At 39.2% G+C, this 25,713-nt stretch carries 30 protein-coding genes and 1 pseudogene; 18 read left to right on the top strand and 13 right to left on the bottom strand.

The genetic code is table 11. The features are described from left to right. Positions 1–20: 20 nt before the first annotated feature. Positions 21–1,061: pseudogene (locus tag AC2YJL_RS08370) on the bottom strand (alkene reductase); the annotation flags it as partial. Positions 1,062–1,233: 172 nt separating this feature from the next. Then, the gene (locus AC2YJL_RS08375) at positions 1,234–1,353 is read right to left on the bottom strand and encodes a DUF4023 domain-containing protein (protein WP_013057809.1); all 120 of its coding nucleotides are present in this window, start codon (positions 1,351–1,353) and stop codon (positions 1,234–1,236) included. A 209-nt stretch (positions 1,354–1,562) separates the two neighbouring features. On the opposite strand from AC2YJL_RS08375, the gene AC2YJL_RS08380 reads away from it, so the two are divergent. After that, positions 1,563–1,880, top strand: a complete 318-nt coding sequence (locus AC2YJL_RS08380; RefSeq protein ID WP_195696543.1) for a hypothetical protein — start codon at positions 1,563–1,565, stop codon at positions 1,878–1,880. Between the two features lie 21 nt (positions 1,881–1,901). Here the strand turns inward: AC2YJL_RS08380 and AC2YJL_RS08385 are convergent, their stop codons facing one another. Next, the gene (locus AC2YJL_RS08385; protein WP_116514096.1) at positions 1,902–2,180 is read right to left on the bottom strand and encodes an RNA polymerase sigma factor; all 279 of its coding nucleotides are present in this window, start codon (positions 2,178–2,180) and stop codon (positions 1,902–1,904) included. A gap of 80 nt (positions 2,181–2,260) precedes the next feature. Here AC2YJL_RS08385 and AC2YJL_RS08390 point away from each other — a divergent pair, with 80 nt between their 5' ends. Continuing rightward, on the top strand, positions 2,261–2,758 hold the full coding sequence (locus tag AC2YJL_RS08390) for a DUF6584 family protein (protein WP_195696545.1): 498 nt from the start codon (positions 2,261–2,263) through the stop codon (positions 2,756–2,758). 32 nt (positions 2,759–2,790) lie between these two features. Here AC2YJL_RS08390 and AC2YJL_RS08395 read toward each other — a convergent pair whose 3' ends face one another. Further along, complete coding sequence (locus AC2YJL_RS08395) at positions 2,791–3,978, bottom strand: macrolide family glycosyltransferase (protein WP_251568682.1); 1,188 nt, start codon at positions 3,976–3,978, stop codon at positions 2,791–2,793. 219 nt (positions 3,979–4,197) lie between these two features. On the opposite strand from AC2YJL_RS08395, the gene AC2YJL_RS08400 reads away from it, so the two are divergent. After that, positions 4,198–4,914: a CPBP family intramembrane glutamic endopeptidase gene (locus tag AC2YJL_RS08400; RefSeq protein ID WP_050691438.1), complete on the top strand. Its 717-nt coding sequence runs from the start codon at positions 4,198–4,200 to the stop codon at positions 4,912–4,914. Positions 4,915–4,934: 20 nt separating this feature from the next. Here the strand turns inward: AC2YJL_RS08400 and AC2YJL_RS08405 are convergent, their stop codons facing one another. Beyond that, the gene (locus AC2YJL_RS08405) at positions 4,935–6,044 is read right to left on the bottom strand and encodes a GerAB/ArcD/ProY family transporter (protein WP_195696548.1); all 1,110 of its coding nucleotides are present in this window, start codon (positions 6,042–6,044) and stop codon (positions 4,935–4,937) included. 15 nt (positions 6,045–6,059) lie between these two features. Then, positions 6,060–6,293, bottom strand: a complete 234-nt coding sequence (locus AC2YJL_RS08410) for a hypothetical protein (protein WP_050691440.1) — start codon at positions 6,291–6,293, stop codon at positions 6,060–6,062. A 219-nt stretch (positions 6,294–6,512) separates the two neighbouring features. On the opposite strand from AC2YJL_RS08410, the gene AC2YJL_RS08415 reads away from it, so the two are divergent. The 4 genes from AC2YJL_RS08415 to AC2YJL_RS08430 all read left to right on the top strand — a co-directional run bounded on the left by AC2YJL_RS08415 (position 6,513) and on the right by AC2YJL_RS08430 (position 8,053). Beyond that, positions 6,513–6,785, top strand: a complete 273-nt coding sequence (locus tag AC2YJL_RS08415) for a hypothetical protein (protein WP_230933038.1) — start codon at positions 6,513–6,515, stop codon at positions 6,783–6,785. An 84-nt stretch (positions 6,786–6,869) separates the two neighbouring features. Further along, positions 6,870–7,061 (top strand): hypothetical protein, encoded by a 192-nt coding sequence (locus AC2YJL_RS08420; protein WP_014459359.1) that lies wholly within the window; start codon positions 6,870–6,872, stop codon positions 7,059–7,061. Between the two features lie 42 nt (positions 7,062–7,103). Then, positions 7,104–7,475 (top strand): hypothetical protein, encoded by a 372-nt coding sequence (locus AC2YJL_RS08425; RefSeq protein ID WP_050691441.1) that lies wholly within the window; start codon positions 7,104–7,106, stop codon positions 7,473–7,475. Positions 7,476–7,519: 44 nt separating this feature from the next. Next, the gene (locus AC2YJL_RS08430) at positions 7,520–8,053 is read left to right on the top strand and encodes a GNAT family N-acetyltransferase (RefSeq protein WP_230933037.1); all 534 of its coding nucleotides are present in this window, start codon (positions 7,520–7,522) and stop codon (positions 8,051–8,053) included. Positions 8,054–8,292: 239 nt separating this feature from the next. Here the strand turns inward: AC2YJL_RS08430 and AC2YJL_RS08435 are convergent, their stop codons facing one another. Further along, a complete protein-coding gene (locus AC2YJL_RS08435; protein WP_195696551.1) occupies positions 8,293–9,054 on the bottom strand; it encodes a MerR family transcriptional regulator in 762 nt (253 codons plus the stop codon). 158 nt (positions 9,055–9,212) lie between these two features. Between AC2YJL_RS08435 and AC2YJL_RS08440 the strand changes: the two genes are divergently transcribed. Continuing rightward, entirely contained in the window at positions 9,213–9,665 is a 453-nt protein-coding gene (locus AC2YJL_RS08440; protein WP_050691444.1) for a MarR family winged helix-turn-helix transcriptional regulator, read from the top strand. 22 nt (positions 9,666–9,687) lie between these two features. Further along, a complete protein-coding gene (locus AC2YJL_RS08445; RefSeq protein WP_230933036.1) occupies positions 9,688–11,295 on the top strand; it encodes an MDR family MFS transporter in 1,608 nt (535 codons plus the stop codon). 34 nt (positions 11,296–11,329) lie between these two features. Here AC2YJL_RS08445 and AC2YJL_RS08450 read toward each other — a convergent pair whose 3' ends face one another. Continuing rightward, positions 11,330–11,482 carry a hypothetical protein gene (locus AC2YJL_RS08450; protein WP_013057796.1) on the bottom strand — a complete coding sequence of 51 codons (153 nt, stop codon included), beginning with the start codon at positions 11,480–11,482 and terminating at the stop codon, positions 11,330–11,332. A gap of 25 nt (positions 11,483–11,507) precedes the next feature. Next, a complete protein-coding gene (locus AC2YJL_RS08455) occupies positions 11,508–11,690 on the bottom strand; it encodes a YolD-like family protein (protein ID WP_013083869.1) in 183 nt (60 codons plus the stop codon). Positions 11,691–12,310: 620 nt separating this feature from the next. Here AC2YJL_RS08455 and AC2YJL_RS08460 point away from each other — a divergent pair. Together AC2YJL_RS08460 and cysI are read left to right on the top strand one after the other, a co-directional pair. Beyond that, on the top strand, positions 12,311–14,119 hold the full coding sequence (locus AC2YJL_RS08460) for an assimilatory sulfite reductase (NADPH) flavoprotein subunit (RefSeq protein WP_230933035.1): 1,809 nt from the start codon (positions 12,311–12,313) through the stop codon (positions 14,117–14,119). Positions 14,120–14,141: 22 nt separating this feature from the next. Continuing rightward, positions 14,142–15,863: an assimilatory sulfite reductase (NADPH) hemoprotein subunit gene (gene cysI, locus AC2YJL_RS08465; RefSeq protein WP_195696554.1), complete on the top strand. Its 1,722-nt coding sequence runs from the start codon at positions 14,142–14,144 to the stop codon at positions 15,861–15,863. A gap of 49 nt (positions 15,864–15,912) precedes the next feature. Here the strand turns inward: cysI and AC2YJL_RS08470 are convergent, their stop codons facing one another. Beyond that, positions 15,913–16,179, bottom strand: a complete 267-nt coding sequence (locus AC2YJL_RS08470) for a hypothetical protein (protein ID WP_028409202.1) — start codon at positions 16,177–16,179, stop codon at positions 15,913–15,915. A gap of 176 nt (positions 16,180–16,355) precedes the next feature. On the opposite strand from AC2YJL_RS08470, the gene AC2YJL_RS08475 reads away from it, so the two are divergent. Continuing rightward, positions 16,356–17,129: an SDR family NAD(P)-dependent oxidoreductase gene (locus AC2YJL_RS08475; RefSeq protein WP_369361410.1), complete on the top strand. Its 774-nt coding sequence runs from the start codon at positions 16,356–16,358 to the stop codon at positions 17,127–17,129. 40 nt (positions 17,130–17,169) lie between these two features. Here AC2YJL_RS08475 and AC2YJL_RS08480 read toward each other — a convergent pair whose 3' ends face one another. Beyond that, positions 17,170–17,700 (bottom strand): GNAT family N-acetyltransferase, encoded by a 531-nt coding sequence (locus AC2YJL_RS08480; protein ID WP_050691450.1) that lies wholly within the window; start codon positions 17,698–17,700, stop codon positions 17,170–17,172. Positions 17,701–17,936: 236 nt separating this feature from the next. Beyond that, positions 17,937–18,941: a DUF3231 family protein gene (locus AC2YJL_RS08485; protein ID WP_195696556.1), complete on the bottom strand. Its 1,005-nt coding sequence runs from the start codon at positions 18,939–18,941 to the stop codon at positions 17,937–17,939. A gap of 317 nt (positions 18,942–19,258) precedes the next feature. Between AC2YJL_RS08485 and AC2YJL_RS08490 the strand changes: the two genes are divergently transcribed. The 6 genes from AC2YJL_RS08490 (at position 19,259) to AC2YJL_RS08515 (ending at position 23,739) form a co-directional block, all read left to right on the top strand. Then, complete coding sequence (locus AC2YJL_RS08490) at positions 19,259–20,053, top strand: AAC(3) family N-acetyltransferase (RefSeq protein ID WP_230933032.1); 795 nt, start codon at positions 19,259–19,261, stop codon at positions 20,051–20,053. 267 nt (positions 20,054–20,320) lie between these two features. Continuing rightward, positions 20,321–21,553 carry an NADP-dependent malic enzyme gene (gene ystJ / locus AC2YJL_RS08495; protein ID WP_369361144.1) on the top strand — a complete coding sequence of 411 codons (1,233 nt, stop codon included), beginning with the start codon at positions 20,321–20,323 and terminating at the stop codon, positions 21,551–21,553. Positions 21,554–21,716: 163 nt separating this feature from the next. Next, the gene (locus AC2YJL_RS08500; protein ID WP_013057785.1) at positions 21,717–22,022 is read left to right on the top strand and encodes an antibiotic biosynthesis monooxygenase family protein; all 306 of its coding nucleotides are present in this window, start codon (positions 21,717–21,719) and stop codon (positions 22,020–22,022) included. After that, positions 22,019–22,384, top strand: coding sequence for a hypothetical protein (locus AC2YJL_RS08505; RefSeq protein ID WP_195696558.1), 366 nt, complete (start codon positions 22,019–22,021; stop codon positions 22,382–22,384). Before AC2YJL_RS08500 ends, AC2YJL_RS08505 begins: the two co-directional genes overlap by 4 nt. 191 nt (positions 22,385–22,575) lie before the next feature. Next, entirely contained in the window at positions 22,576–23,220 is a 645-nt protein-coding gene (locus AC2YJL_RS08510) for a hypothetical protein (protein ID WP_369361141.1), read from the top strand. Between the two features lie 99 nt (positions 23,221–23,319). Beyond that, positions 23,320–23,739: an Rrf2 family transcriptional regulator gene (locus AC2YJL_RS08515; protein ID WP_195696560.1), complete on the top strand. Its 420-nt coding sequence runs from the start codon at positions 23,320–23,322 to the stop codon at positions 23,737–23,739. Positions 23,740–23,769: 30 nt separating this feature from the next. On the opposite strand, the gene aimA is transcribed toward AC2YJL_RS08515, so the two are convergent. Next, positions 23,770–25,392 carry a glutamate/serine transporter AimA gene (aimA, locus tag AC2YJL_RS08520; protein ID WP_369361139.1) on the bottom strand — a complete coding sequence of 541 codons (1,623 nt, stop codon included), beginning with the start codon at positions 25,390–25,392 and terminating at the stop codon, positions 23,770–23,772. Positions 25,393–25,713: the final 321 nt, after the last annotated feature.

Here is a 25,713-nt window from a genome sequence, read left to right on the forward strand (position 1 = left end):
CCGGAAGGAGCGCTTTTTTTTTAGATAAGCTCTGGTAAATGTTTTTTAGCATCGTATTCGACAAGAGACTCACCGTTTTTAATGCGCTGTAAATAATCAGGATTTGAAATAAGCGGGCGGCCAATAGCAGCTACGTCGATCCAGCCGGCCTGCAGCGCTTTTTCAGCTGATTCAGGCGTTAAGTCACCTACACCGATAATCGGTCCATCCCAGTACTTACGCGTAATTTCATAAAGATTTTGACCGTTTTGAACATCTTCATAAAAATCCAGCATAGACGGATGAATGATCTCAATTCCTGTTTCTTTAAATGCTTCTGTATACGTTTGAATAGCTTTTTCAGTGTCGTCCCAGCGATAGTCGGGTTTATCAAGCTTATGAGGAGAGAAGCGAATCACAACGCGCTCTTTTCCAATGGCGTCGATAACAGCAGAAATCACTTCTTTCATAAACGTTAATCGCTGTGCAAGGTCGCCTCCGTACTCATCAGTGCGTTTATTAGACCAGTCTGAATTAAACTGATCGATTAAATAGCCGTGAGCACCGTGAATTTCAACGCCGTCAAATCCTGCTTCAATGGCATTTTTAGCGGCTTGAGCATACTGTCCTACAACTTCTTTAATATCTTCTTTTGACATTTCTTCAGGCTCTTCGTAGGGCTTGCGGAAACGAGGCACTTGGCCTTGTGCTGCAATAGCGGAAGGTGCCTGAGGTTTATGTCCATTGATTAACCCGGAATGACTCAAGCGGCCAACGTGCCAAATTTGAGCGATAATCGTGCCGCCTTCTTCGTGAACAGCTTTCGTTACAGGCTTCCATGAATCAATTTGTTCTTGGGTATAGATACCCGGAACGCCAGGATTTCCTTTAGCGCGTTCGCTGATAACAATTCCTTCACTAATAATTAAGCCAATACCATCCTTTGCGCGGCGGCGGTAATAGTCTACAACGTCTTGACCGACTACGCCTGTCTCTGGATCAGCAAAGCATCTTGTCATCGGTGCCATTGCTGTACGAGTGTGTAAATCAAATGCTTCAATGTTTGTTGGTTGGAATAGTTTTTCAAATGTACTCATTTTATATTCAGCTCCTTAAGAGGAAAGTATAGCTGCGAACGTTTTGCAGCGGGTTCAGTTTATTGTAACAGGGGATTTGTTTTATCTTCAAACATTTCGACTTCCGAAAAAAGTTCAAAAAAAAAGTCGGCTGTCTTTACAGCCAACTTTTACAACATTAATGCTGTTTATTAGGAAGTTTTTTCTCAGGATGTCCAGTAGCTTGACCCTGCTTATTTTTACGCTGCTTTTCTTGATTATCATTCAGCTTTTGAACAAATTCATTTGTGTTTTCCATATTATCTAAACCTCCTTTATGAGCCTTTCCCTGTTACTATAACCCATTGCCTGTAAAAACATGACGCCAATTCGCTAAAAGCCGCTCCATATATCCACCGGTATATAGAAATTAACAGGAAAATCGTGTATACTGTTGTAAAAATAACGTTAATGTTTCGTGAGTTTATAAATTCTTATTCATTCATGAACAAGAAAAGGTGTTACGCAATGAGTGATTTTTTTAGCGGGAAAGAAATGTCGTTTATTTTAATTTTGACATTCAGCGTGTACATATTTGTCTGGAATGTGCCCCTTCAGGCGACAAATGCCATGATGATCTACTTTATCCTGCTGTTTTTGTATACAGTCAGTAAGCTGCTTTTTTCTCCTCAGTTCCGGCAATTTCCGCTTGTTAAGGTGCTATTGGCCATTTTATTCGTTCTTATGCTGGCTGAAATAATCGTTGCTTACAGCACTCATAGCATAAAGATTACAGATTTCCATCACATTTTTGATTATTTTAGTCATATGGATTTATATTCATAGTATGTACAGCAAACAAATGATTTACGACGAGATCCTCTCTGAGTTCTGGCTGTGCTTCTTTATATTTTTTACACACTGCTTGCACAATGAAAGAGAAAGCGTACGTTCTTTGACCAAAAGATCAGGGGAATGCCAAATTTCTTTGAATAGCTCTGTTAAGATGCTTTCGCAAGCATGTGGATCTTTTACTGCTGAATAGACAAGACGATACAAAAGCGATTCATATCGATTGTAAAGCTGATGAAGTGCTTCTTTCTTTCGGGTTTTTATCTCTTGAATGAGTAAAAGATCATTGTTCATAACCGAGCCCCTTCGAAAATCAATTATAGTTCATTGTACCCGTGTTAAGGTGAGTATAAACACCTAAAAAGGAGAGGCTTATGAGCGATGTAGTATCAAAAAAAACAAGACAAAATATTCAACGAGATATCGAACAAGGGAACTTGGGGAAAGTGAGAGACCGCCTGCACGGTTTGCTCGTTACGTATCCAAATGAGCTGTCTTTGCGAAAAGAACTCGGAGATATTTATTTTCATCTTCAAGATCTTCAAATGGCGGGACGCTACTGGTATTTAGAAAAAGAAAAAACGGTGGAAATGATTCGCGCTTGTCAGCTCTTTGAAAAGGAGTGTGGCGACAATCCAGCTATGATTGCAAGAGCATTAAAATTCAAAGGAGATAAAGAGCAAATTCACGATTTACGCATACAGGAAATGCTCTCACAAACTCAGCGTACGGTAATAGAAAAATTGATTGAACCGCCGGAGGAAGAAACGATAGGTGATAAACTTATCGCAGCTGGATGTGCATTGATTTTCCTTACAGTCGTCAGTTTACTAATCATTGGCGTATATACAGTTTGTACATGGCTGTTTTAATAAAAAAGGTGCACAAGATGTGCACCTTTTCTTTATGAATGCTGCTTCACTATGTGATTTACAATTGTTTCAGCTGCTGCAGCCGGACCGGATGCCTGCTGGAAACTTGCGCTGATTTCTTTAATTCCTTTTTTATAGCAATCGTCGCGGACAACTTCGTCAACGGCACTTCTTAAAAGAGAGGCATTTACCGTTTCTTTTGCTAAGCGATAACCAGCGTTTAGTTCCACGAGTCTTTGAGCAACGATCGGCTGATCTTTGCCATGAGGTAAAACGACTAACGGTACGTTAAAATGAATAGCTTCGTTTACGCTGTTCATGCCCCCGTGCGTGATAAAAACGTCCGCTTCTTTTAATACGTCAAGCTGAGGAACATAGGGCGAAATAATAAAATGCTCCGGTGCTTTTTTTATTTTTTTAAAATCAGCCCGGTCTCCTGCTGCAATCACAACTTTTCCATCAAAGTCGCTAAATGCGTCGATGCAAAGGTTGAAAAAGCCTTCTACATCATGAAGCACCGTGCCCATTGAAATATAAAGAACTTTTTCGTCTTTTAGCTTTTCTAGCGGAAAATCATGAGAGCCGCGACGCTCTGGAAAGCTTGGCCCAATAAATAAACATGAGTCATCAAAATGTTCATGAAGCGGCTGAAAAAAGCGGCTTGTATATACGACCGTTAATTCGCCTTCATTGTTCATAAATTGAAGCAGATTTTTAGGTTCTACGCCAAACTGATTTTTTAGCAAGCTGAGCCCGTACTGAGCTTTTTCGTCAGGTTTAAATGGAACGCCTGAATCCGGATGCAGAGGCATCATTGCTAGGCGTTCTTTTGGCATTAAAAAAGAAGCAGAGGATACAATTCCGGGAATCCGCAAATAATCACGCACTAATTCGCCTGCTCCAAACTTGTCGTAAAACACAAAGTCAAAGTCATTTTTTTTTGATAATGTATGAACAAGCTTCAGTGTATCTAAAGACGTTTGGATGTGGATATTTAAAAACGCGTTGATTCCTTGAGGAGTTTCAGGCTTGATGGATACACCGCTTAATAAGTCTCGGTGAGTGTGTACGATAGCCCCGGCGTTTTCAAGGCGCTCTTTAAAACGCTCGGCCGTAATGTAATGAACGGTATCACCTCGGTCTGAAAAAGCTTTTACCATTCCAAGCGTTGGGTTTACGTGACCTTCAGCGGGAAAATTAATCATTAAAATGTTTGCCATTTTTTCACTTCACTTTCGGTAAGATTTCTTCAAGCGTAATCAAATATAAGGAAGTTGACAACTAATTTGGCTAGCTCATTTATCTTTTCAAACTCTACCTTTGTGTGTAAAATGTGAAAAAATATAACTTTTTTCCTAAAAAATAACATAATTAAGCGGAGATTATGGTAGAATTTTGAGAGCACTAGAGAGAAAGAATCATTTTTGGAGGTTGCTATTTTGAGTACGTTATCAACAAATTCAGAACCGGTTTTAAAGCCTAAAAAGAAAAAAGAGTTTACTTACTTCACGCTGCTTCTATTTATTGTGTTGGGCTTCGGCCTGCAGATTATAGCCGGAATTGGAGTAGCTATTTACGATGAAGTTACAGGTTCAAATATGACGGGAATTTTATTAGAAGGACCATATGCTCTGCTGGTAGACGCGGCGTTTTTTCTAGGCGTTGCCGTGCTGTACAGGCCTGTGCGCAGATTTTTAAAGCCTATGTGGAACTTCTCAGTATTAAAAGAAAGAAAAACGTATGTATATATTGTAGTAGGCTTTTTAATTGTAGCCGCGGTGCAGTACGTGATGCTTTCATTTTTAAACGTAGAAAGCGCAGATCAGCAGCAAAAAGATTTAAATCAAGGCAGTTTTAATCAAACGCTGCTTTCGAGCTGGATATTTTTTATAAGTGTAGCAGTTATCACCCCTATTAAAGAAGAGTTGCTTTATAGAGGTGTTTTATGTGGTTTCTTAACTAAACGCCACCACATGCTTGTGGGCATTTTCGTTTCCGCTCTTGTATTTGGTCTTTTACATATTGGCTTTCCGATTACAGCTACCGTCATGGGACTTGTCTTTGCCATTATTTATTACCGAACAAAATCTATTTTTCCATCTATGATTTTACATATGCTGTGGAATGGATTAGTGAGTATAACCGTGTTCTTTTAAAAGCCGCTTAAGCGGCTTTTTTATTTGGATAAAGACGCAGAATGCTTTACGCGAATTTTCCCAACTATTAATAATCCAAGAGGGTAAAACAATCCAAATAACAGACTGTACGGAATCCACGTATCTCTGTCCCACGTTTGTTCATATGGAATGCTTGGATACACGATAAGTGAAAATGTAACGGCAATAATGCCTAGCGGAAGAGTTAAAACTCGGTAGTTTTTTAATTCAAGAATTTGAGCGAGTCCAGAAACGGTCGCATAATAGTAGAGAGATGTTTTAAAATAAAGAGATAAAAACCACATAATAGCCATAATGACTTCAATGTTTTTTAGAAAATCCGCAACTTCGATCCGTCTTGCAAGCTCATAGCTTGGATATAAAGCAATACGTGTATACGTATTTCCAAGTACAAGAATGCCAAGTAATAAGATAATAATCATAATGCCTCCGCCGATTAAGCTTCCCGTAAAAAAAGCGCGGTTTCGCTGATCTGGTTCCCCTACGTGAGCAGGGAAAACGGTTAGCAATACAATAAAAGTGAGAGACGTAATACTTGTAAATACCAGAATAGATCTGATAATAGGCTTAACGCCTACCTCTAACAAAGGCTGCAAGTTCTCATAATGAATTTGAGGGAAGATCGAAAAAACTAAGATTAAGAACGGAATAACAAACCATGGAAAGAGAATTTCGGCACAGCGGGCAATCGTTTCAATGCCAAGCCGAACACCGACAATCACAATTCCCATAAACAAAATATGAACAGCAAGCATAGGCGTTTGAATAATAATACGAGTTGTTAGAAACGAGCCCACGTAAAACAAAACTTGACTGCAAAAAAGAAGAGTAGAAGCGACAAATAAAAGAGAGACAAACTTTCCTAGCCACTTTCCTAAAATGGCTTCGTTTAGTTCTATGAGCGTTTTATTTGGATAAAGGCTAGAGAGTTTGATATACATCCATACAAGTAAAACGCCTACACCTACGCCTAAAATAGCTGGAATCCATGCCTCTTGTTTAGAGTCAGCCGTTAAGCTTCCAGGCACAACTAAAATAGTGTCGCCTAAACTATAAAAAATGACGAGTATTCGAAACTGTGCTGCGGATAATTTCATCTGACTGTGCACGTTGTTCACTTCCTTTTATTTCAACAGACTGAACAAAAAATCACTAAAAGGTTTTAATAAAAAAGCAATGCCGTCCCCAGGGTTAGGGATCTCCACACCGCCGTACTTTAAACTAACAATTAAAATGCTTACTATGAACAAACTCCAAAACATTCGCTTTTCTTTTTTACTGTTCACTTTTTTTAAATAAGGTATTTCTACTAAACAAACAGCTGCACAAAGTAAAAAAATCCCTAAAAATATAAGCATGTATCAACCTCGATTAGTAACCCTTTAAAAATGATCAAGGGATGTTAAAGACGCCTGTGTTTCAAAGATAGTATGACCCAAAAAGGCTTCATTTATGAAAAGTAAGACTAAAGGCAGGGCAAAACCGTGTTATAATGACCAAGTTGAGCGTTATAATAGAAAAACAGCATGAGTACAAACAAGTAGATACATAACAAGGTAAGGATGGGAGAGATATATATGGCAGATGAGCTCAAAAAAATGCTAGATGACAAAGAAAAGGTGCAGCTTATTATCGCCGCTGTTGTCATGCTTGGAGGCCTGGTCGTTTTGTTAAAAAGCGTTGCAACAGGGCAGGTCATGGGTCAAAAATGGCTAGAAAGTCAAGGGAACGCAGACACGGATCTGTATCTTGAAACGATAAAAAGCTACATACATCTGTATCAAATTGTGGGTGGCGTCATGTTTGGAGGAGGCCTTCTCACGTTACTTCGTGCTAAGCTAAAGAAATAAAGCGGCAGCAAAATAAAAGATCATAGTCCAAAAGAAGTGTCATATCTTTTTAATAACTTAAAAAATAGTGAAAAGGAGTTATGTATGAATAATGAAGAAAATACACCGGCTTATCATCTGTTTATGATGATAGGAGCGCTTGCTATGCTGATTTTTGGTGTTGTCGGTTTCTTTATTCAGTATCCTGCTACGTTAAGTTTTGTGATGTGTATTGGCGGAAGTATTATATTTTTGCTGCATTTATTTGAATATATGAAACCTAAAAATGAACTATAGCATCTTCAAACGAGGAAATCTAGAAGCAAAGGAAGATGAGAAATGCGGAAACACCGTACGTATGAAACGCTAGTTGATCTTTATCAAAAAAGCGCCAAAATTCATTATGAAATCGATTATCGAAATAAAAAATCTGTAAAAAAAGGCAATCGAGCTGCAGAGGATATGAAAAAAATTGCGCAGCTCATTCATTTATATTATCCAGGCATGCTGTTTGAATTTGCAACACTGCTGACGAATCCTACTTACCGAATTGACCTATGGGCTGCACATCATATTTTAGAAATCATGAGCTATTCACCAATGCTTGAGGACAACGCGCTTTCCGTCATTGAACGCTACGCCGATGAAAATGATTTTACAGCTTTAGGAAATCGCATGTGGTTAGATCAGTGGAGAGAAAAACAGCGCTAAAACTCGGCTAAGCAAACAAGAATAACCAAAAGGAAGATAAGTATATGAGTCTACGTACATTAAAGAACGGTATAGGCGTCAGCATTCGAGAAGCAGCACCGAAAGACGCAGAGAAAATGATTGCTTTTTACAACCGCGTAGGAGGAGAAAGCGATTTTCTTTCATTTGGAGAAGGTGAGTTTCTTACACCTCTTTCAGAGTACGGACTGTTTTTAGCTTCTGTAAAACAAGAGCAAAATGCTCTTATAGTTGTGGCTGAAAAAGAAGAGAAAATCATTAGTATTGCATCCATCACCTCGTCTCAAAACCCGCGTAATAAGCATGTGGGAACCCTCGGTATTGTAGTAGAGAAATCTTATAGCGGGCTAGGGTTAGGCAGACAGCTAATGATTGAGCTGATTGAATGGACACGTACGAATAAACAAACAAAAAAAATCGAACTTGTGACGCGAGAAGATAACCAAAGAGCTATTTCTTTATACAGGGAGCTAGGGTTTCAAACAGAAGGATTAAAAGAAAAAGACACCTATATAAATGGCGTGTACTATAATACAATGCTTATGGGTCTTCATTTATAAAAAGAGGCTGGAACAAAAGTATATCAAGTGAATGAAAATCCGAACGATGAATCGTTCGGATTTTTTCATTGTGGTGATGAACATAGGCTTCATATAGGCAGGTGCTTCTAGCGGTTTTGAAGGCTCAGCGGTGCCCGCGGAACGCGAAGCCTTGGACGGAAATCAACAGCGGCGGAACAAGCAGGTCAGATCATATATGCTAATTGTTCTTCTTTAGATTGAATTGACCTAGTTATATCTCAGTCTTTGGGTTTATTATTTTTAGCGTCTGCAAATACACTCATCGCCTCGTTCATAAATTTGGCTAATCCTTTTCCATAGCTGTCAATGGTAGTTGTAAACCGCTCATCTTGCACATACATTTCTCCAAGACCTTTAAAGGCTTCTAATGAATACGTTCCAAAGTTCTCATTTAAAAATTGATACCATGTCGCAATAGCTTTTTGAGCTTCTGTAGAAGAGGGTGACAGATCACGAAGCGAAGCTAAGTGAGTGTAGATACTTTCCCATTCGTTTGACATGTGCTGCTGTTCTTTTTGTGAGAAGCTTTGTACTTTTTCATTCGCTTCATCTACCCGCTGGTTTCCCCAGCGCTTCCGTGCTTCTTCTTCGTATGGGTTATGCGAAAAATCCAGTCCGTTAAACCGCTCTTTTTCGTTCATTTCAATCGCTCCTTCTTCATATTGAATCGTTTTATTAATGGTTACGATCATTTGATCGAGCCGACTGCGTTTTTCAATCAGCATGTTTTTTTGCAGTATCAACGCTTCTGTGCGATTAAACGTCGGGTCTGCTATAATCTCGTGAATTTGTTTTAAAGGGAAGCCAAGCTCTTTAAAAAATAATATTTGCTGAAGCATATCCAGATTAGCCGGTGAATAAAGCCGGTAGCCGGATTCACTAACGGCATCAGGTTTTAATAGCCCGATTTCATCATAGTGATGTAGCGTGCGGACGCTGATTCCTACTAAGTCAGCAACTTCTTTTACTTTTCTGTTCATTCTTTCATCTCCCTTCTGAAATCTACTATAAAATATAACGCAGCGTAAGGGTCAATACTAAAAAAGAAATAATTGACTTTTAGTTTATACGCATTTATATTTAATTAGCATTAACTATTTATGACATGAAATAAATAAGCAAGCCTGGAGGAATAGATGTGACAAAAAGCAATCAGTATCTTGGAGAGATTCGTTCATCGCTTCAAGTGCTATTTGAAAAAATGCAGCCTGAAATGATGGAGAGTTTAAATGAGCATGAGATGACTCCTACGCAATTATTTGTTCTTTCTTATTTAAAGAAAGTAGGGAGCAGTAAGGTTTCTCAAATTGCAGAACTAATGGATGTAAAACCGAGCGCCGTGACTCTTTTAGTAGATCGTCTCGAACAGCACAATTTTGTTGTAAGAGAACATAATAAAGAGGACAGACGAGTCGTTGATATTACTTTAACGGAATTTGGGCATCGCAAGCTTGAAGATGTGCTGAATAGTCGAAAAGCCATTATGGACCGCTATCTTTTGCATCTAACAGAAGAAGAGCTTTCCATGATGGCTTCTATTACGAAAAAGCTTGCAACATCAGCTGCTTCTTATAAAAATAAGCAGCAGTAACAAAAAAGAGGAGAGACACACGATGGAAAATCAAAAAAATTCAAAGCGCACGCTTTTATTAATTGGCTTAATTATTGCGATGTTCTTTTCTGCACTTGATGGAACCATTGTCGGAACAGCTATGCCAAGAATCGTCGGAGACCTTGGTGGTTTAAGCATGATGACATGGCTGACAACAGCCTATTTGTTAACATCCACAACGGTTGTTCCGATTGCAGGGAAGCTCGCTGATTTAGTAGGACGCAGAGTAATTTATGTTACAGGACTTATTATTTTTATGGTTGCTTCTGCTTTATGTGGAATGGCAAATAATATGACAGAGCTTATTTTATTCCGTGCATTACAAGGAATTGGCGGCGGCGTTATGATGCCGATGGCAATGATTGTAATTGGTGATTTATTTACAGGAAAAGAACGAGCAAAGTTTCAAGGAGTATTCGGAGGAATTTACGGTCTTGCTTCTGTCATCGGTCCACAAATTGGCGGATGGATTGTTGATTCACTGAACTGGAAATGGGTGTTTTACATCAACTTGCCGGTAGGGATACTCGCTACCGTTTTTATTGCACTGGGACTTCAAGGAAAGAAACATACGGGACCTGTGAAATTCGATGTAGCCGGTATGTTCACAATGGTTATCGGAGTAGTGAGCTTGCTTCTGGCCCTAAGCTTTGGAGGAAAAGACTATGACTGGAACTCTTGGCAAATTGTTAGTCTATTTACACTTGCTGTTGTTGGGATCATAAGCTTTATTATTGTGGAAACGAAAGCAAAAGAGCCGATTCTTCCGATGTATTTATTTAAGAATCGAACGTTTACGCTTTTAAATATCATTGGCTTTTTTATGAGCATCGGCATGTTCGGAGCCATTACGTTTGTTCCGTTCTTTATGCAAGGAATCGTTGGAGTCAGTGCCTCGGAATCAGGTACCATTATGACGCCGATGATGATTTCAATGATCGTAACGAGTATTATTGGAGGGCAGCTTGTTTATAAAGTTGGAATCAAACCTCAAATCGTAACGGGTATGCTTATTATGGCAGGAGGGTTCTTTTTATTAACAACTTTAGACCTTCGTACTAGCAAGCTTGTTGCCACTTCTTATATGGCCATAATCGGTTTAGGAATGGGTCTTGTGATGCCAATTTTAACGCTTGCTCTTCAAGAAAGCTTTTCAAAAGAAGAGCTCGGTGTGGTTACATCATCAAGTCAATTTTTCCGTTCAATCGGAGGAACGTTCGGTATTACCATTTTAGGAGCGGTAATGAATGCAAAATCAGGTACACTTCTTACTGACAAACTCGTTCCATATTTAAACACATTGCCTGCTCAAGCAAGTGCTTTTGCAGACGGATTTAAAAAAGCAATTGATACGAATCCTGAAAGTGTGCTGCAGATGCTGTTTAGCCCTGAGGCGCTAAAGAGTATTCCAGCTGTGCTTTCAGACAGCATTGTGCCAATTTTGAAGACCTCGCTAATGAGCGCATTGCACAGCGTCTTTTTCATGGGCTTAGCTTTTATTGTTTTAGGGGCGGTATGCACATTATTCTTAAGGCAGATCAACCTTTCAAATAAAAAAGCCGAAGAAAAACCAGAAGAAGGCATTGCTGAAGTAGAGCCATCACATTAAAAAAAGCGCACAAATTTGTGCGCTTTTTTCTATATCAACTAGTGGTTTCATTAGGCTTACGAAGAAAAGGGGATTGTTTAGACGTGTCATACGAAATTTGATCAAGTAAATACGTTAAATATAAGTTCAGTTCAAACCTATCTTCTGACACAAAATCTGTAAGCGCTTGCTTATTATCTTTCCACATGGTAATTCCTCCTTAATTTTACATACTAATGAATGGATTTAATATCAGAAAGCAAAAGGGAAACAACGGCTTCATTTTCGTCTTTTACGGATAGAATTTGCTGATGGAGATTTAAGTTGTGCACGCGGCCTTTGCACGTTTGCAACGTTCCATCTTTATAGTAAGAAACAGTTATCGTCCCACTTTTCGTTAATTCTCGTAAAAACATTTAAGAAGCCTCCTTAAAAAAGATTACCTGATTTAAAAGCCAGTCCTTTCATTTGAGATGAGCAAAAGGGAATTGTATGTACTGCAAAAGCTTCCCTTTATATTCTCTAACGTGTATGAATAGATCGAATAAAAGGTTGCTAGCTCATCTATAAACTGTCCTAAGTTTCAGAATATACTGTCTTTTCCGTATAGTGTTTTTTAAAAGGATTAATGTTACATTTATTATGTAACATTCTGATGAGAAAGAAAACCGTTTCTACAAAACTTCTCTAAAAATTACAAAATATTCATATTCATGTGAAGGATGTAGAATGAACAAATATGGAAGTAACTGCATTTATAAAAAACGTAATGACAGCTTCAATTATTAATCATCTTAATACTAGTTATCAATTATATGTATTTTACTAATTTATTCTTCTCCGATAAAATGCAGGTAGACGAATTTGATAAGAATTTTCTAATGATTTATATAATTAAATTTGATATAATCTATAGGAATAATAATGTATGAAGGGAAACATCATTGATTAATTAGACACAGGTATTAAATGTTGTTGAAGATGATTCGTAAAAGCATACATATTTAAATTATATATTTTTGTGAGGTGGACAGTGTTGCAACTTAAGGTAGTAAACAGCCCTTTTAATCAAGAACAAGCAGATTTGCTTAATCGCCTTCTGCCGACATTAACAGAAGCACAACAAATGTGGTTGAGCGGTTATTTAACAGCATCTCAATCTACGTCTGCCGAAGGAACGCCAGACGTTTCTACAGCAGCGCCTGATCAAACGAAACAGAAGGTTTCAAAAGACGTAACGATTCTTTACGGATCACAAACAGGAAATGCTCAAGGACTTGCTGAAAATACAGGCAAAACGCTTGAAGCAAAAGGTTTTAATGTAACTGTATCTTCTATGAATGATTTCAAACCAAATAATTTAAAGAAACTTGAAAATTTATTAATTGTCGTAAGTACACATGGAGAAGGAGAGCCGCCTGATAATGCGCTATCTTTCCATGAATTTCTTCACGGCCGTCGAGCGCCAAAACTTGAGAACTTCCGTTTCTCTGTCTTATCGCTTGGAGACAGCTCATACGAATTTTTCTGTCAAACAGGAAAAGAATTTGATGTGCGCTTAGCGGAACTTGGCGGTGAAAGACTGTATCCGCGCGTTGACTGTGATTTAGATTTTGAAGAGCCCGCGAATAAATGGCTTAAAGGTGTTATTGACGGATTAAGCGAAGCGAAAGGACACAGCGCTTCGGCAGCTGTTCCAGCGGAAGCTCCTGCAGGAACTTCACCATATTCAAGAACAAATCCTTTTAAAGCAGAAGTGCTTGAGAACTTAAACTTAAACGGCCGCGGATCAAATAAAGAAACGCGACACTTAGAACTATCTCTAGAAGGTTCAGGTTTGACGTATGAACCAGGAGACAGTTTAGGTATTTATCCTGAAAATGACCCGGAGCTTGTTGATCTTCTTCTTAACGAATTCAAGTGGGATGCAAGTGAAAGTGTAACGGTGAATAAAGAAGGAGAAACGCGTCCTCTTAGAGAAGCGCTAATCTCTAATTTTGAAATTACCGTTTTAACAAAACCGCTTTTAAAGCAAGCAGCTGAGCTTACTGGAAACGATAAGTTAAAAGCGCTTGTAGAAAATCGCGAGGAATTAAAAGCATACACACAAGGCCGTGATGTGATTGACTTAGTTCGTGACTTCGGCCCATGGAACGTATCGGCACAAGAGTTTGTAGCCATTTTACGTAAAATGCCAGCGCGCCTTTACTCGATTGCAAGCAGTTTATCAGCAAACCCTGATGAAGTTCATCTAACAATCGGAGCGGTACGCTACGAAGCGCATGGACGCGAGCGTAAAGGTGTTTGTTCAGTCCTATGTTCAGAACGTTTGCAGCCAGGCGATACGATTCCTGTATACCTTCAAAGCAATAAAAACTTTAAGCTTCCTCAAGATCAAGAAACGCCAATTATTATGGTAGGACCTGGTACAGGTGTGGCTCCGTTCCGCTCGTTTATGCAAGAGCGTGAAGAAACAGGAGCAAAAGGTAAGTCATGGATGTTCTTTGGAGATCAGCACTTCGTAACAGACTTCCTTTACCAAACAGAATGGCAAAAGTGGTTAAAAGATGGCGTACTGACAAAAATGGACGTGGCGTTTTCACGCGATACTGAAGAGAAAGTATACGTACAAAACCGTATGCTCGAACATAGTAAAGAATTATTCCAATGGTTAGAAGAAGGCGCATCTTTTTATGTGTGCGGAGATAAAACAAATATGGCACGCGACGTGCACAACACGCTAGTTGAAATTATCGAAACAGAAGGCAAGATGAGCCGTGAACAGGCGGAAGGTTACCTTGCTGAAATGAAGAAACAAAAACGTTATCAGCGTGATGTATACTGAGGATTGAAAGGAGATTTTCAACATGGTAAACAAAATTTTAAAAGCGCCCGAAGGTCCTCCAAGTGACGTTGAGCGCATAAAGGATGAAAGTAATTATTTGCGCGGTACATTAGGAGAAACAATGCTCGACCGCATCAGCTCAGGTATTTCTGAAGACGATAATCGTTTAATGAAGTTCCACGGAAGCTACTTGCAAGATGACCGAGATCTTCGTAACGAACGTCAAAAACAAAAGCTAGAGCCAGCTTACCAATTCATGCTTCGCGTCCGTACGCCAGGCGGTGTTTCAACACCAGAACAGTGGCTAGTGATGGATGATTTAGCACAAAAATACGGAAATGGAACGTTAAAGCTGACAACTCGTCAGGCATTCCAAATGCACGGCATTTTAAAGTGGAACATGAAGAAAACGATTCAAGAAATTCATGCTTCTTTATTAGACACAATTGCAGCTTGTGGAGATGTAAACCGTAACGTAATGTGCAATCCGAATCCGTATCAGTCAGAAGTACATGCTGAAGTATTCGAATGGTCAAAAAAATTAAGTGATTACTTATTGCCTCGTACAAGAGCGTACCACGAACTTTGGCTAGATGAAGAAAAAGTGATCAGTACACCGGAAGTGGAAGAAGAAGTGGAACCAATGTATGGTCCGCTATATCTACCAAGAAAGTTCAAAATTGGCGTAGCTGTTCCACCTTCTAACGATATTGACGTGTATTCACAAGACCTTGGACTTATTGCCATTTTAGAAGACGAGAAACTTGTTGGATTTAACGTAGCAATCGGCGGCGGTATGGGCATGACGCACGGAGATAAAGCAACGTACCCTCAGCTTGCAAAAGTGATTGGGTTCTGTCGACCTGACCAAATTCTAGAAGTAGCGGAAAAAATCATTACGATTCAACGTGATTATGGAAACCGCTCTGTGCGTAAAAACGCGCGCTTTAAATACACGGTTGATCGTCTTGGATTAGAAACGGTAAAAGAAGAGCTTGAAAAGCGTCTGGGCTGGAGCTTAGACGAAGCAAAATCCTATCACTTTGATCACAACGGCGACCGCTACGGCTGGGAAAAAGGTGTAAAAGGAAAATGGCACTTTACTCTTTTTGTTCAAGGTGGACGTATTGCTGACTTTGAAGGCTATAAGCTTATGACGGGTCTTCGTGAAATTGCAAAAGTTCATAGCGGTGATTTCCGTTTAACGGCCAATCAAAACTTAATTATCGCGAACGTATCAACTGAAAAGAAAAAACAAATTAGTGATCTTATCGAACAATACGGATTAACTGACGGCAAGCATTATTCGGCTCTTCGCCGCAGCTCATTAGCTTGCGTATCGCTTCCGACTTGTGGGCTTGCGATGGCAGAAGCTGAGCGTTATCTCCCAGTTCTTCTTGAGAAAATTGAAGCAATTGTAGATGAAAATGGTCTTCGCGATAAAGAAATCACGATTCGTATGACGGGCTGTCCTAACGGCTGTGCACGTCCTGCTTTAGGTGAAATTGCTTTTATTGGTAAAGCACCGGGTAAATACAATATGTATCTTGGAGCAGCATTTGACGGCAGCCGTTTAAGCAAAATGTACCGTGAAAATATCAGTGAAGAAGAAATTTTAAATGAACTGCGCGTCTTACTTCCTCGCTATGCAAAAGAAAGAGAAGAAGGGGAGCACTTTGGTGACTTTGTCATCCGCGCTGGAGTAATTGAAGCTGTAACAGACGGCACGAATTTCCACGCGTAATATGTATAGAGGGACTTTTCTAACTTACAGAAAGGTCCCTTTTTCTATTTTAATATTCTCTAACAAATACAGCTACTCCAAATACTCCTAATCTTTCAGCAGTAATTTGTTCAAAGCCGTTGTCAAGTAAACAATGAGCTGCAGTGCGGTAGCGCTGACCTTGAGCTAACAAGCGTCCGCAAGGCTTTGCGCTGCCGATTACTGTTGCTTCTACGACAGTACGAGGAGCTTGTCTATCCAAAGGATTTCGCTCCCACAGAATTGTCACCACATCCGGAGGACGTGGGATAGATACATTACCTGTGTGTTCATGCATAGCCATCACCTCCTTACACTATAGTAAATGCCAAAAATGACAGACTGCTTGTACACACGCTGATTTTTATTAAAAAAGGCGTTCAACTATGTCCCAGTTAACCAATTTCACGGCAATGAAGTAATTGATAGAAACAGCTGATAGAAAAAAAGAATGCTATAATGTAAAAGCAAGGAATTTTCACCAAGGAGGGAGAAACATGCAGCAAAAAACGAGTAGCGGTTATTACAGGGGGAGCAAGCGGAATTGGCAAAGAAACTGCCTTAAAGTTTGCGCAAAAAGGAGACGCCGTCGTCATTGCTGATTATGATGAAGGGAAAGGTAAAGAGACTCTTCAAAAAATTGAAGAAGCTGGCGGTAGCGCTTTGTTTGTGAGAACGGACGTCACAAAGTTTGAAGAAGTAGAAGCACTAATTGAGAAAACGGTGAACAAATTTGGTCGAATTGATGTTATGTTTAACAATGCAGGTATTGGACGTCCAACATCTATTTTAGATCAAGATTTAGAAGAATATCACCGTATTATTAATGTAAATCAGCACGGCGTTACATACGGGATTATGGCGGCGGGTAGAAAAATGAGAGAGTTGGGTATTAAAGGAGTTATTATTAATACGGCATCTATTTTTAGCTTTTTAGCCTCACCCGGAACGTATGCTTATCACGCAACAAAAGGGGCTGTTGTGATGATGACGAAATCAGCTGCGCTAGATCTCGCTAAATACGGTATTCGCGTCGTCGCCATTGCACCAGGATTTGTTGATACGCCCATTATTCAAGGCTATAAAGACAGCGGTATGATTGAAGGAATGAAAGTGAAAACGATGAGCAGGGAGCTCACTGCACCAAAACAAATTGCAGATATGGTTTATTTGCTTTCCTTAGAAGAAGCGGGAGCTGTAAACGGCAGCGTCATCATGGCTGATGATGGGTATGCGGCATTTAAATAAAACGAAAAAGGATTCTTTTCTTAAAAAGAATCCTTTTTTATTATGTAGTAGGCAGTGAACTATAAACAAACGTATCGTGAGCTTTTCCGTTTTGATACATATAGTTTTTTAACACTCCTTCTTTTTGAAACCCGAGCTTTTCAAGAACATGCTGTGATGCTTTGTTTTCAAGAAACACAACAGCTCCAATCCGCACTAGCTGAAGGGTATCGAATCCATAAGCCATAACAGCCGAAGCAGCTTCTGAAGCATAGCCATGACCCCAGTGCTGAGGGTGTAGCTCATAGCCAATTTCCGCGCGCTTATGCTTTTGGTTCCACTGATTAAATCCAACTGTCCCGATTAGTTCCCCCGTATCGAGCCGTTCAATTCCCCAGCGCACGCCTTTTTGATTTCTGTAATTTTCAGCAAAAATATCAATTAGAACCAGAGCTTCTTGAATAGTTGTAAATTTTTCTTGCCCGTAATATCTAATAACTTCTTTCTGAGAGAAGCAGTCAAAAATAGTATCTGCATCCGCTTCTGTTATTTCACGCAGTGTAGTGCGAGGTGTACGAAGAATAGGAAACATACTTTTCTCCTTTCTATTTTATATAGAAAGATTTCGTCAGCTCAGAGAAAATACCTTTTATTTTATTTTTCTGTTATAAATTAAGTAGAAATATGAGCTAAACGACTAAGAAAAAGACAGGAACAGCTTCTAAATAACGCAAACATTTGTTACGTACTAGCACTAAAAACAGTATACTAAAAAAACAAATAGAGCTAGCTGCACGTAGAGCAGCTAGCTTTCCTGCAGGAAAGAACCTATTTTTTAGTTAACTGATTGCGATCTTCAATTTGAGGAGGCTCTTCAAGCCATCCGTTTTGAATCATAATTTTGCCGCCTTCTTTCGCCAAACTGTAAATGTCTTTTGCAAGCTGGAGCATCTTTAATGGCAAATCACTTCTTAAACTAAAGGCTCCTCCTAAAGCATTACTCCCCAGACCGAACGTACTCAAAAGACTCGTATTGTACATCATCAGCTTATCTGAAAAAGGAGGAACGGTTGAATTCGTCGCTTTTCCGGCATGAGTAGCCGGGGGTTCTATGTAGCTATGGCGTAAAATATCACCTAGTTCTGTTTCAATTTTCTTCGAAAGCTTCATACCCCTGACAAAATGCTGCTGTGCCTCTTTGTTGTTGGCCACTTGAGCAAAACCAATCATCAGCTGCATTCCTACAAGATTTGTATCAACAGCATGTTGAATAAGTGACACTTCAATGGTATTCAGCGATCGTTTTTCGCTAAACCAGCTCAATCCGCCTATATAGTTTTGTTCATGGACAAAATGGACTTCCTTAGGCATAGAAACGTATGGGGGTTTTGCGATGACACCCGTTTCTAACAATACTTGTGTGGATTGATTGTATATGTCCTGTGCTTCTGCTGTTGCCTCTACGAAGAAATTTCGGACATCTTCTCGGTAAGACATGGTCGAATGCAAAGCAAACAGTCCTGTTTCAATTTGAGACATTAAGCGTATATACATGACTTCGAACATGTGGTCATATAGTTTAGGAACTCCTACGTTCACGTCATCTTTCGTAAAACCAATTGGGATAACAGCGCCTTCGTTCTCAAATATTTCTTTAATTCGAGCTACACTTTTTAAAGATCGGCTATAATATAGCTCAAAAAGTTCTTTGTAATCTTGTTTATCTTCCAGAAAATATTCTAGAAACCTCAAAATCATCGTTTTTTCTTGATAAGTCATCCATAAGTTAGCAAGCTCCGAGGACGTGAGCGGCGGAAGTTTTGATGTGCTCATTGTACACATTCCTCCTGAAAATAGTGATAGGTAAATATGTATAGCTTCATTAGTATTTCTTTTATTTATAGGAATATGCTTCTTTTTAATTTATTTAAAAGCTTCAGTAGCGGTTATTATAGTAAGATAGTTGAAGGAAATAAAGCTTACCAACAAGTCAGTTGTATGATAACTGATATGAATAAAACTAAGTTTTTCTATTACTTTAAATAATTTGACAATTGATGTTATTCTTACTATTATGGAAACATAAGTTTTACATATATTGCTAGAGTTCGGCAACAAATTCTAGCAGCACCATAAGTAAGGAGCTTACGATGAAGCACATTGTCCAAGCAACAGATCATCCTAGAACGAAAGATACATTAAAAGAAGATTTACGCAGGTTAGGCATAACAAAAGGGATGACTATCATGGTTCATTCTTCGCTATCTTCATTAGGGTGGGTAAACGGAGGTTCAGTAGCCGTTGTTCAAGCTTTAATGGAGACAGTGACAGAGGAAGGAACGATCGTGATGCCGTCACAGTCGGTCGATCTTTCGGATCCATCAGAATGGGGCAATCCGGCTGTGCCAAAAGAGTGGTGGGAAACGATTCGGGAAACGATGCCCGCATATGATCCAGCTCATACGCCAACAAGCGGTATGGGACAAATCGTGGAAACTTTTCGAACATACCCTGGCGTAAGAAGAAGCAGCCATCCAATGTATTCATTCGCCGCTTGGGGAAAGGACAGCGAAGACATCTTAAGAGATCATCCCCTTGAATTCAGTTTAGGCGAAAATTCTCCTCTTGAAAGGCTTTACAAAAAACATGCCTTTGTTTTATTATTAGGTGTCGGGTTTGGGAACAATACTTCTTTTCATCTAGCAGAATATCGTATTCCATATCGAAACGTGATTCAAAAAGGATCTCCAGTTATGGATGCAGGAAAGCGAGTATGGAAGACGTATAAAGAATTAGAGTTTAGAGAAGAGCTGTTTGAAAAGATAGGTGAAGCGTTTATTGAAGCAAAAGGAATAAATGCTAAAAAAATTGGTTCAGCATGTGCATACTTCTTTTCAATGCCTAAAGCCGTCGATTTTGCTGAAACGCATTTGAAAGCGCTATAGTGAGCGGTTGTATGCTTTCTAAGTTGTCTGTATATCAGACAACTTAAAGTGAGACAAACATGAGTCGCCGCGTCCAGACTTTATATTAACAAAGCGCATAAGTGGTTTAAGCAAGATAGTTTACTTTTTATATTCCTTGTTTCATAATGGCACTTGGCAGTGAATTTATTCGGTCAGGTTGTCTTACAATTATGGAGATAAAAAGCAAGTGTTAAATAAATTCATTAAAAAATTTAAATGTATAGAAAAAAAGGAGAGAATACAATTATGTCACTACGTGATCAAGCACTACATATGCATCAAGAAAAACAAGGTAAGTTAGAAGTTAAATCAAAAGTTGAAGTTCAAAACGCTCAAGATTTAAGCTTAGCTTACTCTCCAGGAGTAGCAGAACCTTGTAAAGAAATTCATGAACATCCAGAAACGGTGTATGATTACACAATGAAAGGAAACATGGTCGGCGTTGTGACAAATGGTACGGCTGTTCTTGGCCTTGGAAACATCGGACCTGCAGCTTCACTTCCTGTTATGGAAGGAAAAGCAATTTTATTTAAAAGCTTTGCAGGCGTAGACGCATTCCCAATTGCACTTGATACAACAGATACAGATAAAATTGTTGAAACTGTGAAATTAATGGCTCACACATTCGGAGGCATTAACTTAGAAGATATCGCAGCTCCACAGTGCTTTGAAATTGAAGAGCGCTTGAAAAAAGAAGTAGATATTCCTGTATTCCATGATGATCAGCATGGTACAGCAATCGTAACGGTAGCAGGACTTGTAAATTCATTAAAAATTGTAAACAAATCAATGGAAGACTTAAAAATCGTCTTAAACGGAGCAGGGGCTGCCGGCATTGCCATTACAAAACTTCTTTATTCTTACGGCGTGCGTGACATGATTATGTGTGATACAAGAGGTGCTATTTATGAAGGACGCCCTCAAGGTATGAACAAAGTAAAAGCGGAAGTGGCTTCTTATACAAATGTAAACAAAGAAAGCGGTACGCTAAGCGATGTAATTAAAGACGCAGATGTATTTATCGGCGTATCTGCAGCAGATGCATTATCTCAAGAGATGGTTAAATCAATGAATGAAGATGCAATTATCTTTGCGATGGCAAATCCTAATCCAGAAATCAAGCCGGATGCTGCAAAAGAAGCAGGAGCGGCTGTTATTGGAACAGGTCGTTCAGACTTCCCTAACCAAGTAAATAACGTTCTTGCATTCCCTGGAATTTTCCGCGGTGCGTTAGACGTTCGCGCTACTCATATCAACGAAGAAATGAAAAAAGCTGCTGTTGAAGCAATTGCAGCCCTTATTACAGAAGAAGAGCTGAACGCAGATTACGTTATCCCTGGACCATTTGATCCTCGCGTAGCGCCAGCTGTAGCAGAGTCTGTAGCAAAAGCGGCAATGGATTCAGGCGTTGCCCGCATTACAATTGATCCAGCACGTGTAAAAACACATACAGAACAATTAACAAAAATCGAAAACTAATAACGGTAAAAAAGCCCTTTGAAACGCTGTTTCAAAGGGCTTTTTGTTTTAAAGACCTGCTGTAACCGCTGTGAAATCTAAACGTAACACCATTTCATCTCCCATATGATGTACAATAAAGAGAAAAGAACCCAGGTTTTGTATCATAAAGGGAGGAACAAAGATGTACACCGTATTTTCAACATTTAATGTACCGGATGAAAAAGCTGAAGAAGTGATTGGAATTTATAAAAATCGTTCAAAATCAGTCGACGAGGCTCCAGGATTTGTAGACTTTCTACTTCTTCAAAACGATAAGCGAGCAGGGGAGCTCACCGTTCAGCTTACATTTGATACGAAAGAGAATTATTTAAGCTGGGTACGAAGCGAAGATTTCAAGCGTATTCATGATTTAGAGAAAAAGTACCCTGATCAAGAACTGGCAGCCGTCATCCCAAAAGTTTCTCAGTACAAAGTGGTGGCACGATGAGCTCACTTCCCGTTAATAAGATCGTCGAAAGAGTAACGGAGAAAATCTACGAGTTAGAACCTTCTTTGCTCGAAAAATTTGGAGAGCGCGGCAAAGAAAGATGTCATGAAGATAATCACTACCATATGAAGTATCTTGAGACAACATATAAGTTAGACAACCTGCAAATTTTTACCGACTATGCCTTATGGTTAAACAATTTACTCACAAGCCGAGGCATGAAAACACAGCATATTATTGATAATTTTAATTTTATACAAGAAGCGATGTTTGAACTAGATAATTATGGTGACAAACAAGTACAGGCGTATGTGGCTTACTTAGAAGAAGCAAATCATATACTGAAGCAACAGCAGCTTTAAAAAAGAGGCTAGTACAAAAGTGTTTTAGTTAAATGAAAATCCGAACGGGTTTGATTCTTGATAAAGAATTCAACCCGTTCGGATTTTTTTATTGGTAGGGTGAGCGCAAGTTTTCTGTATGTAGTTATGTCTCACTTTTTTGTTTTACATATGTATAAAGGTGGAAATAAAAAAGAAAAAGGAGAATACATATGCAAAAACAGCTAACAAAAGGAATCATGTTCTTAATCGCTATGTGTATGATTGGAAGTGCGGCAGCTTGTTCAGGTGAACCAGCTAACAAAACAAAATCTGATAATCATAAAGCAGAGGAAAAACCAATTGAAGACCGTCAAGAATTGACAAAGCTACAGCAGTATTCGAGCGACCCAGACATTAAAAAAGGGAAAGATGAAGATTTTGACTTGATGGGTACGTTAAAAAAAGACGCTGAAAAAGAAATGACGCTGAATATTGATGGTCAACTCGTTAAAGTACCAAAAAGCTCTGGGATGGAAGTGGAAGGCTCACAGCTAAAAGATATGATTAATAAAGAAGTAGAAGCTGAAATTGACGCAGCTAAACAAGAAGCAACTAGTATTGAATTAACTCCAAAAGCAAAAGCAGATAAAGATGGCGTGTATGAACAAGATGGAAACGAACGTAAAATTGTGGGTGTTTTTATAGAGGAAAGTAACAAACACCTAACGGTAAAAGTTCCAAACGGCAAAAAAACGTATCAAAAAAGCACAGACTTTGAAAAAGAAGAAAAAGGCAGTTTAAAAGAAAAGACGGTATACCTTGAAATCAACTCAGCTAACGAAGTAGAAAGTATAGAAAAAGAAGATCGTGAATAAATAAAGCTACAGTTCTTCTTTCCCTCCTTGCTCTCTTGACTTTTCGAACTGTGTCACTTAACGTTACAGTAGAGAAAGAAAAAAGGTGGTTTATGGAAGATGAACAGTGAATTTACCATTGCCGTGCACAGCTTAGTGTTCCTAGCAAATTTACCAGATCACCGAGCAAGCAGTGAATCGATTGCTTATAACATCTGTACCAATCCTGCACGGGTTCGGAAAATAATGAGTACACTCAGAAAAAACAACTTGGTTCGGACAAAAGAAGGGCTAGGCGGCGGTTATACTTTAGGCTGCAGCCCTGCTGAAATAAGTCTTGGGTTGATTTACCGAGTTATATCGACAGGAACACTGAAGCCTCACTGGTGCAGCGGCGACCCTGACGCTGACTGTATTGTCAAATCAAACATTCAAACAGTGATGGACGACATTTTTACAGAGAGTGAGCAAAGCGTAATCAGGCATTTAGATCAAATGACGATCGAAGACGTGCTGAAAAAAGTTAAAACTGCTCACTAAAAAGCACCTTGCATGAGCAAGGTGCTTTTGTTATGACTCTTTGGAAGCGGCTGTTTCAGCAGCTGCTGCTTTTAAGCCGTCATTTACTTTTCTTCCATTCTCTAAATACTCTGTTTTGAAGCCGCTTTTTAAAGCCCATGTGTAGAAGAGAAGAGAAACAACAACAATAATTCCCATATCCCATCCATATTTAATGACGTTAAGGCCCCCAAACTTTTCGCTTCCAAGCCATGAAATAGTCATCATACACAGTAAGTATACAACCATCCATACGCCGCCTTTGAAGTTCTGGCGGAATCCCTTCCATTTAGCCTTTGCTTGATAATAAAAATAAATAGGCAGGCCGATTAAAATAATAAACAAAACTTGTCCAGTTAGCGGCCAGCGCGCCCAATATAGCGTTAATGAAGCAAAAATAAAGCCGAGCGGCGCAATAATGCTTAATCCTTTTAAACGAAGGGGACGATATAAATCGCTTCCAGTTCGTCTTAGCGTCATAACCGTAACAGGACCTGTAATGTAAGAAATAAGCGTAGCGACTGAAATAATTTCAGCAAGCACGCCCCAGCCCCGAAATAAAAACAAAAAGACAAGAGCAACAGCTAAGTTAAAAAACATGGCTTGACGCGGAACACCATAAATAGGATGAAGGCGTCCTAGAACACTTGGCAAATATTTATTTTGTTCCATACCATAAATCATTCGAGCAGTAGTAGCTGTATACGTAATACCCGTTCCAGATGGTGAAACAAACGCATCTGCATACAGTACAATGACAAGCCAGTTAATGTTAAGGGCAATGGCTAAATCTGCAAATGGAGAGTTAAAATTTAAATGACTCCATCCCTTCGCAATATCAGAAGGATTTATTGCCCCGATAAAGGCAATTTGTAGAAGCAAATAAATGACTGTAGCCACTAAAATTGAGCCTACAACCGCAATTGGAATAGATCTTCCAGGATTCTTTGCTTCTCCAGCCATATTAATGGGACTTTGAAAACCGTTAAAAGCGAATACAATTCCAGATGTAGCAACAGCTGTTAGCACACTAGCCCAGCCGTTTGGTGCGATGCTGCTTCCAGAAGTGAAGTTCTCACCGTGAAAGCCTACAAATAAAAGTGCTCCAATTGTAAGTCCCGGTATAACAATTTTAAAAATAGTGATTAACGAGTTGGCCTTGGAAAATAGTCCAACTGTCCAATAATTCAGTAAAAAGTAAATAATCAATAGCACCGTAGCGATAGCTAATCCTTCGCCAGTTAACGTTCCTTTTTCTACGAGGTGGCTTGTCCACTGTGCCCACTTCCAAGGCCACGAACTCATATACTGTACAGAAGCTACTGCTTCGACTGGAATAACGGATACAATCGCAATCCAGTTTGCCCAAGCAGCGATAAAACCAATAAACGAACCGTGTGAGTACTGCGTATACTTGACCATCCCGCCGGCTTCGGGAAACATGGATCCTAATTCACTGTAAGAAAGTGCAATAAATAAAATAACGACCATTCCAATGACCCATGATAAAATAGCAGCCGGACCTGCAATTTGAGCTGCTCGCCACGCTCCAAATAACCAGCCGGACCCAATAATTGATCCAAGTCCCGTCATGGTTAACGCGAATGTTCCCATTCTTCGATGTAAATTGTTCATCTGACTAACACCTTTCATGTAAAATAAGTCCTTCAATTAAACATTGTTGCTTTATTATTATTATTCTGAAATCTTTAGTTGTCAACTTTTGTCGTTACATGAAGTTCTTGGTACCTATTGATTTCCAGTTATATAGGACAGCTATCCTCAACCTTTCTGCCAAGGTAATTAAAGCGCTTTACTTTCTTTTTCATCCTACAGGAAACCCTACAGAAATAGATAGAAACCGACAAAAAGTTATCAAGTTCATACCTTATGCACTAGCAATATGAAAAAATTAGGGGATAAGTGGTAGTTATGTTCCCTAAAAACGTGAAAAAA

The sequence above is a fragment of the Priestia sp. SRI_019 genome (assembly GCF_057586255.1).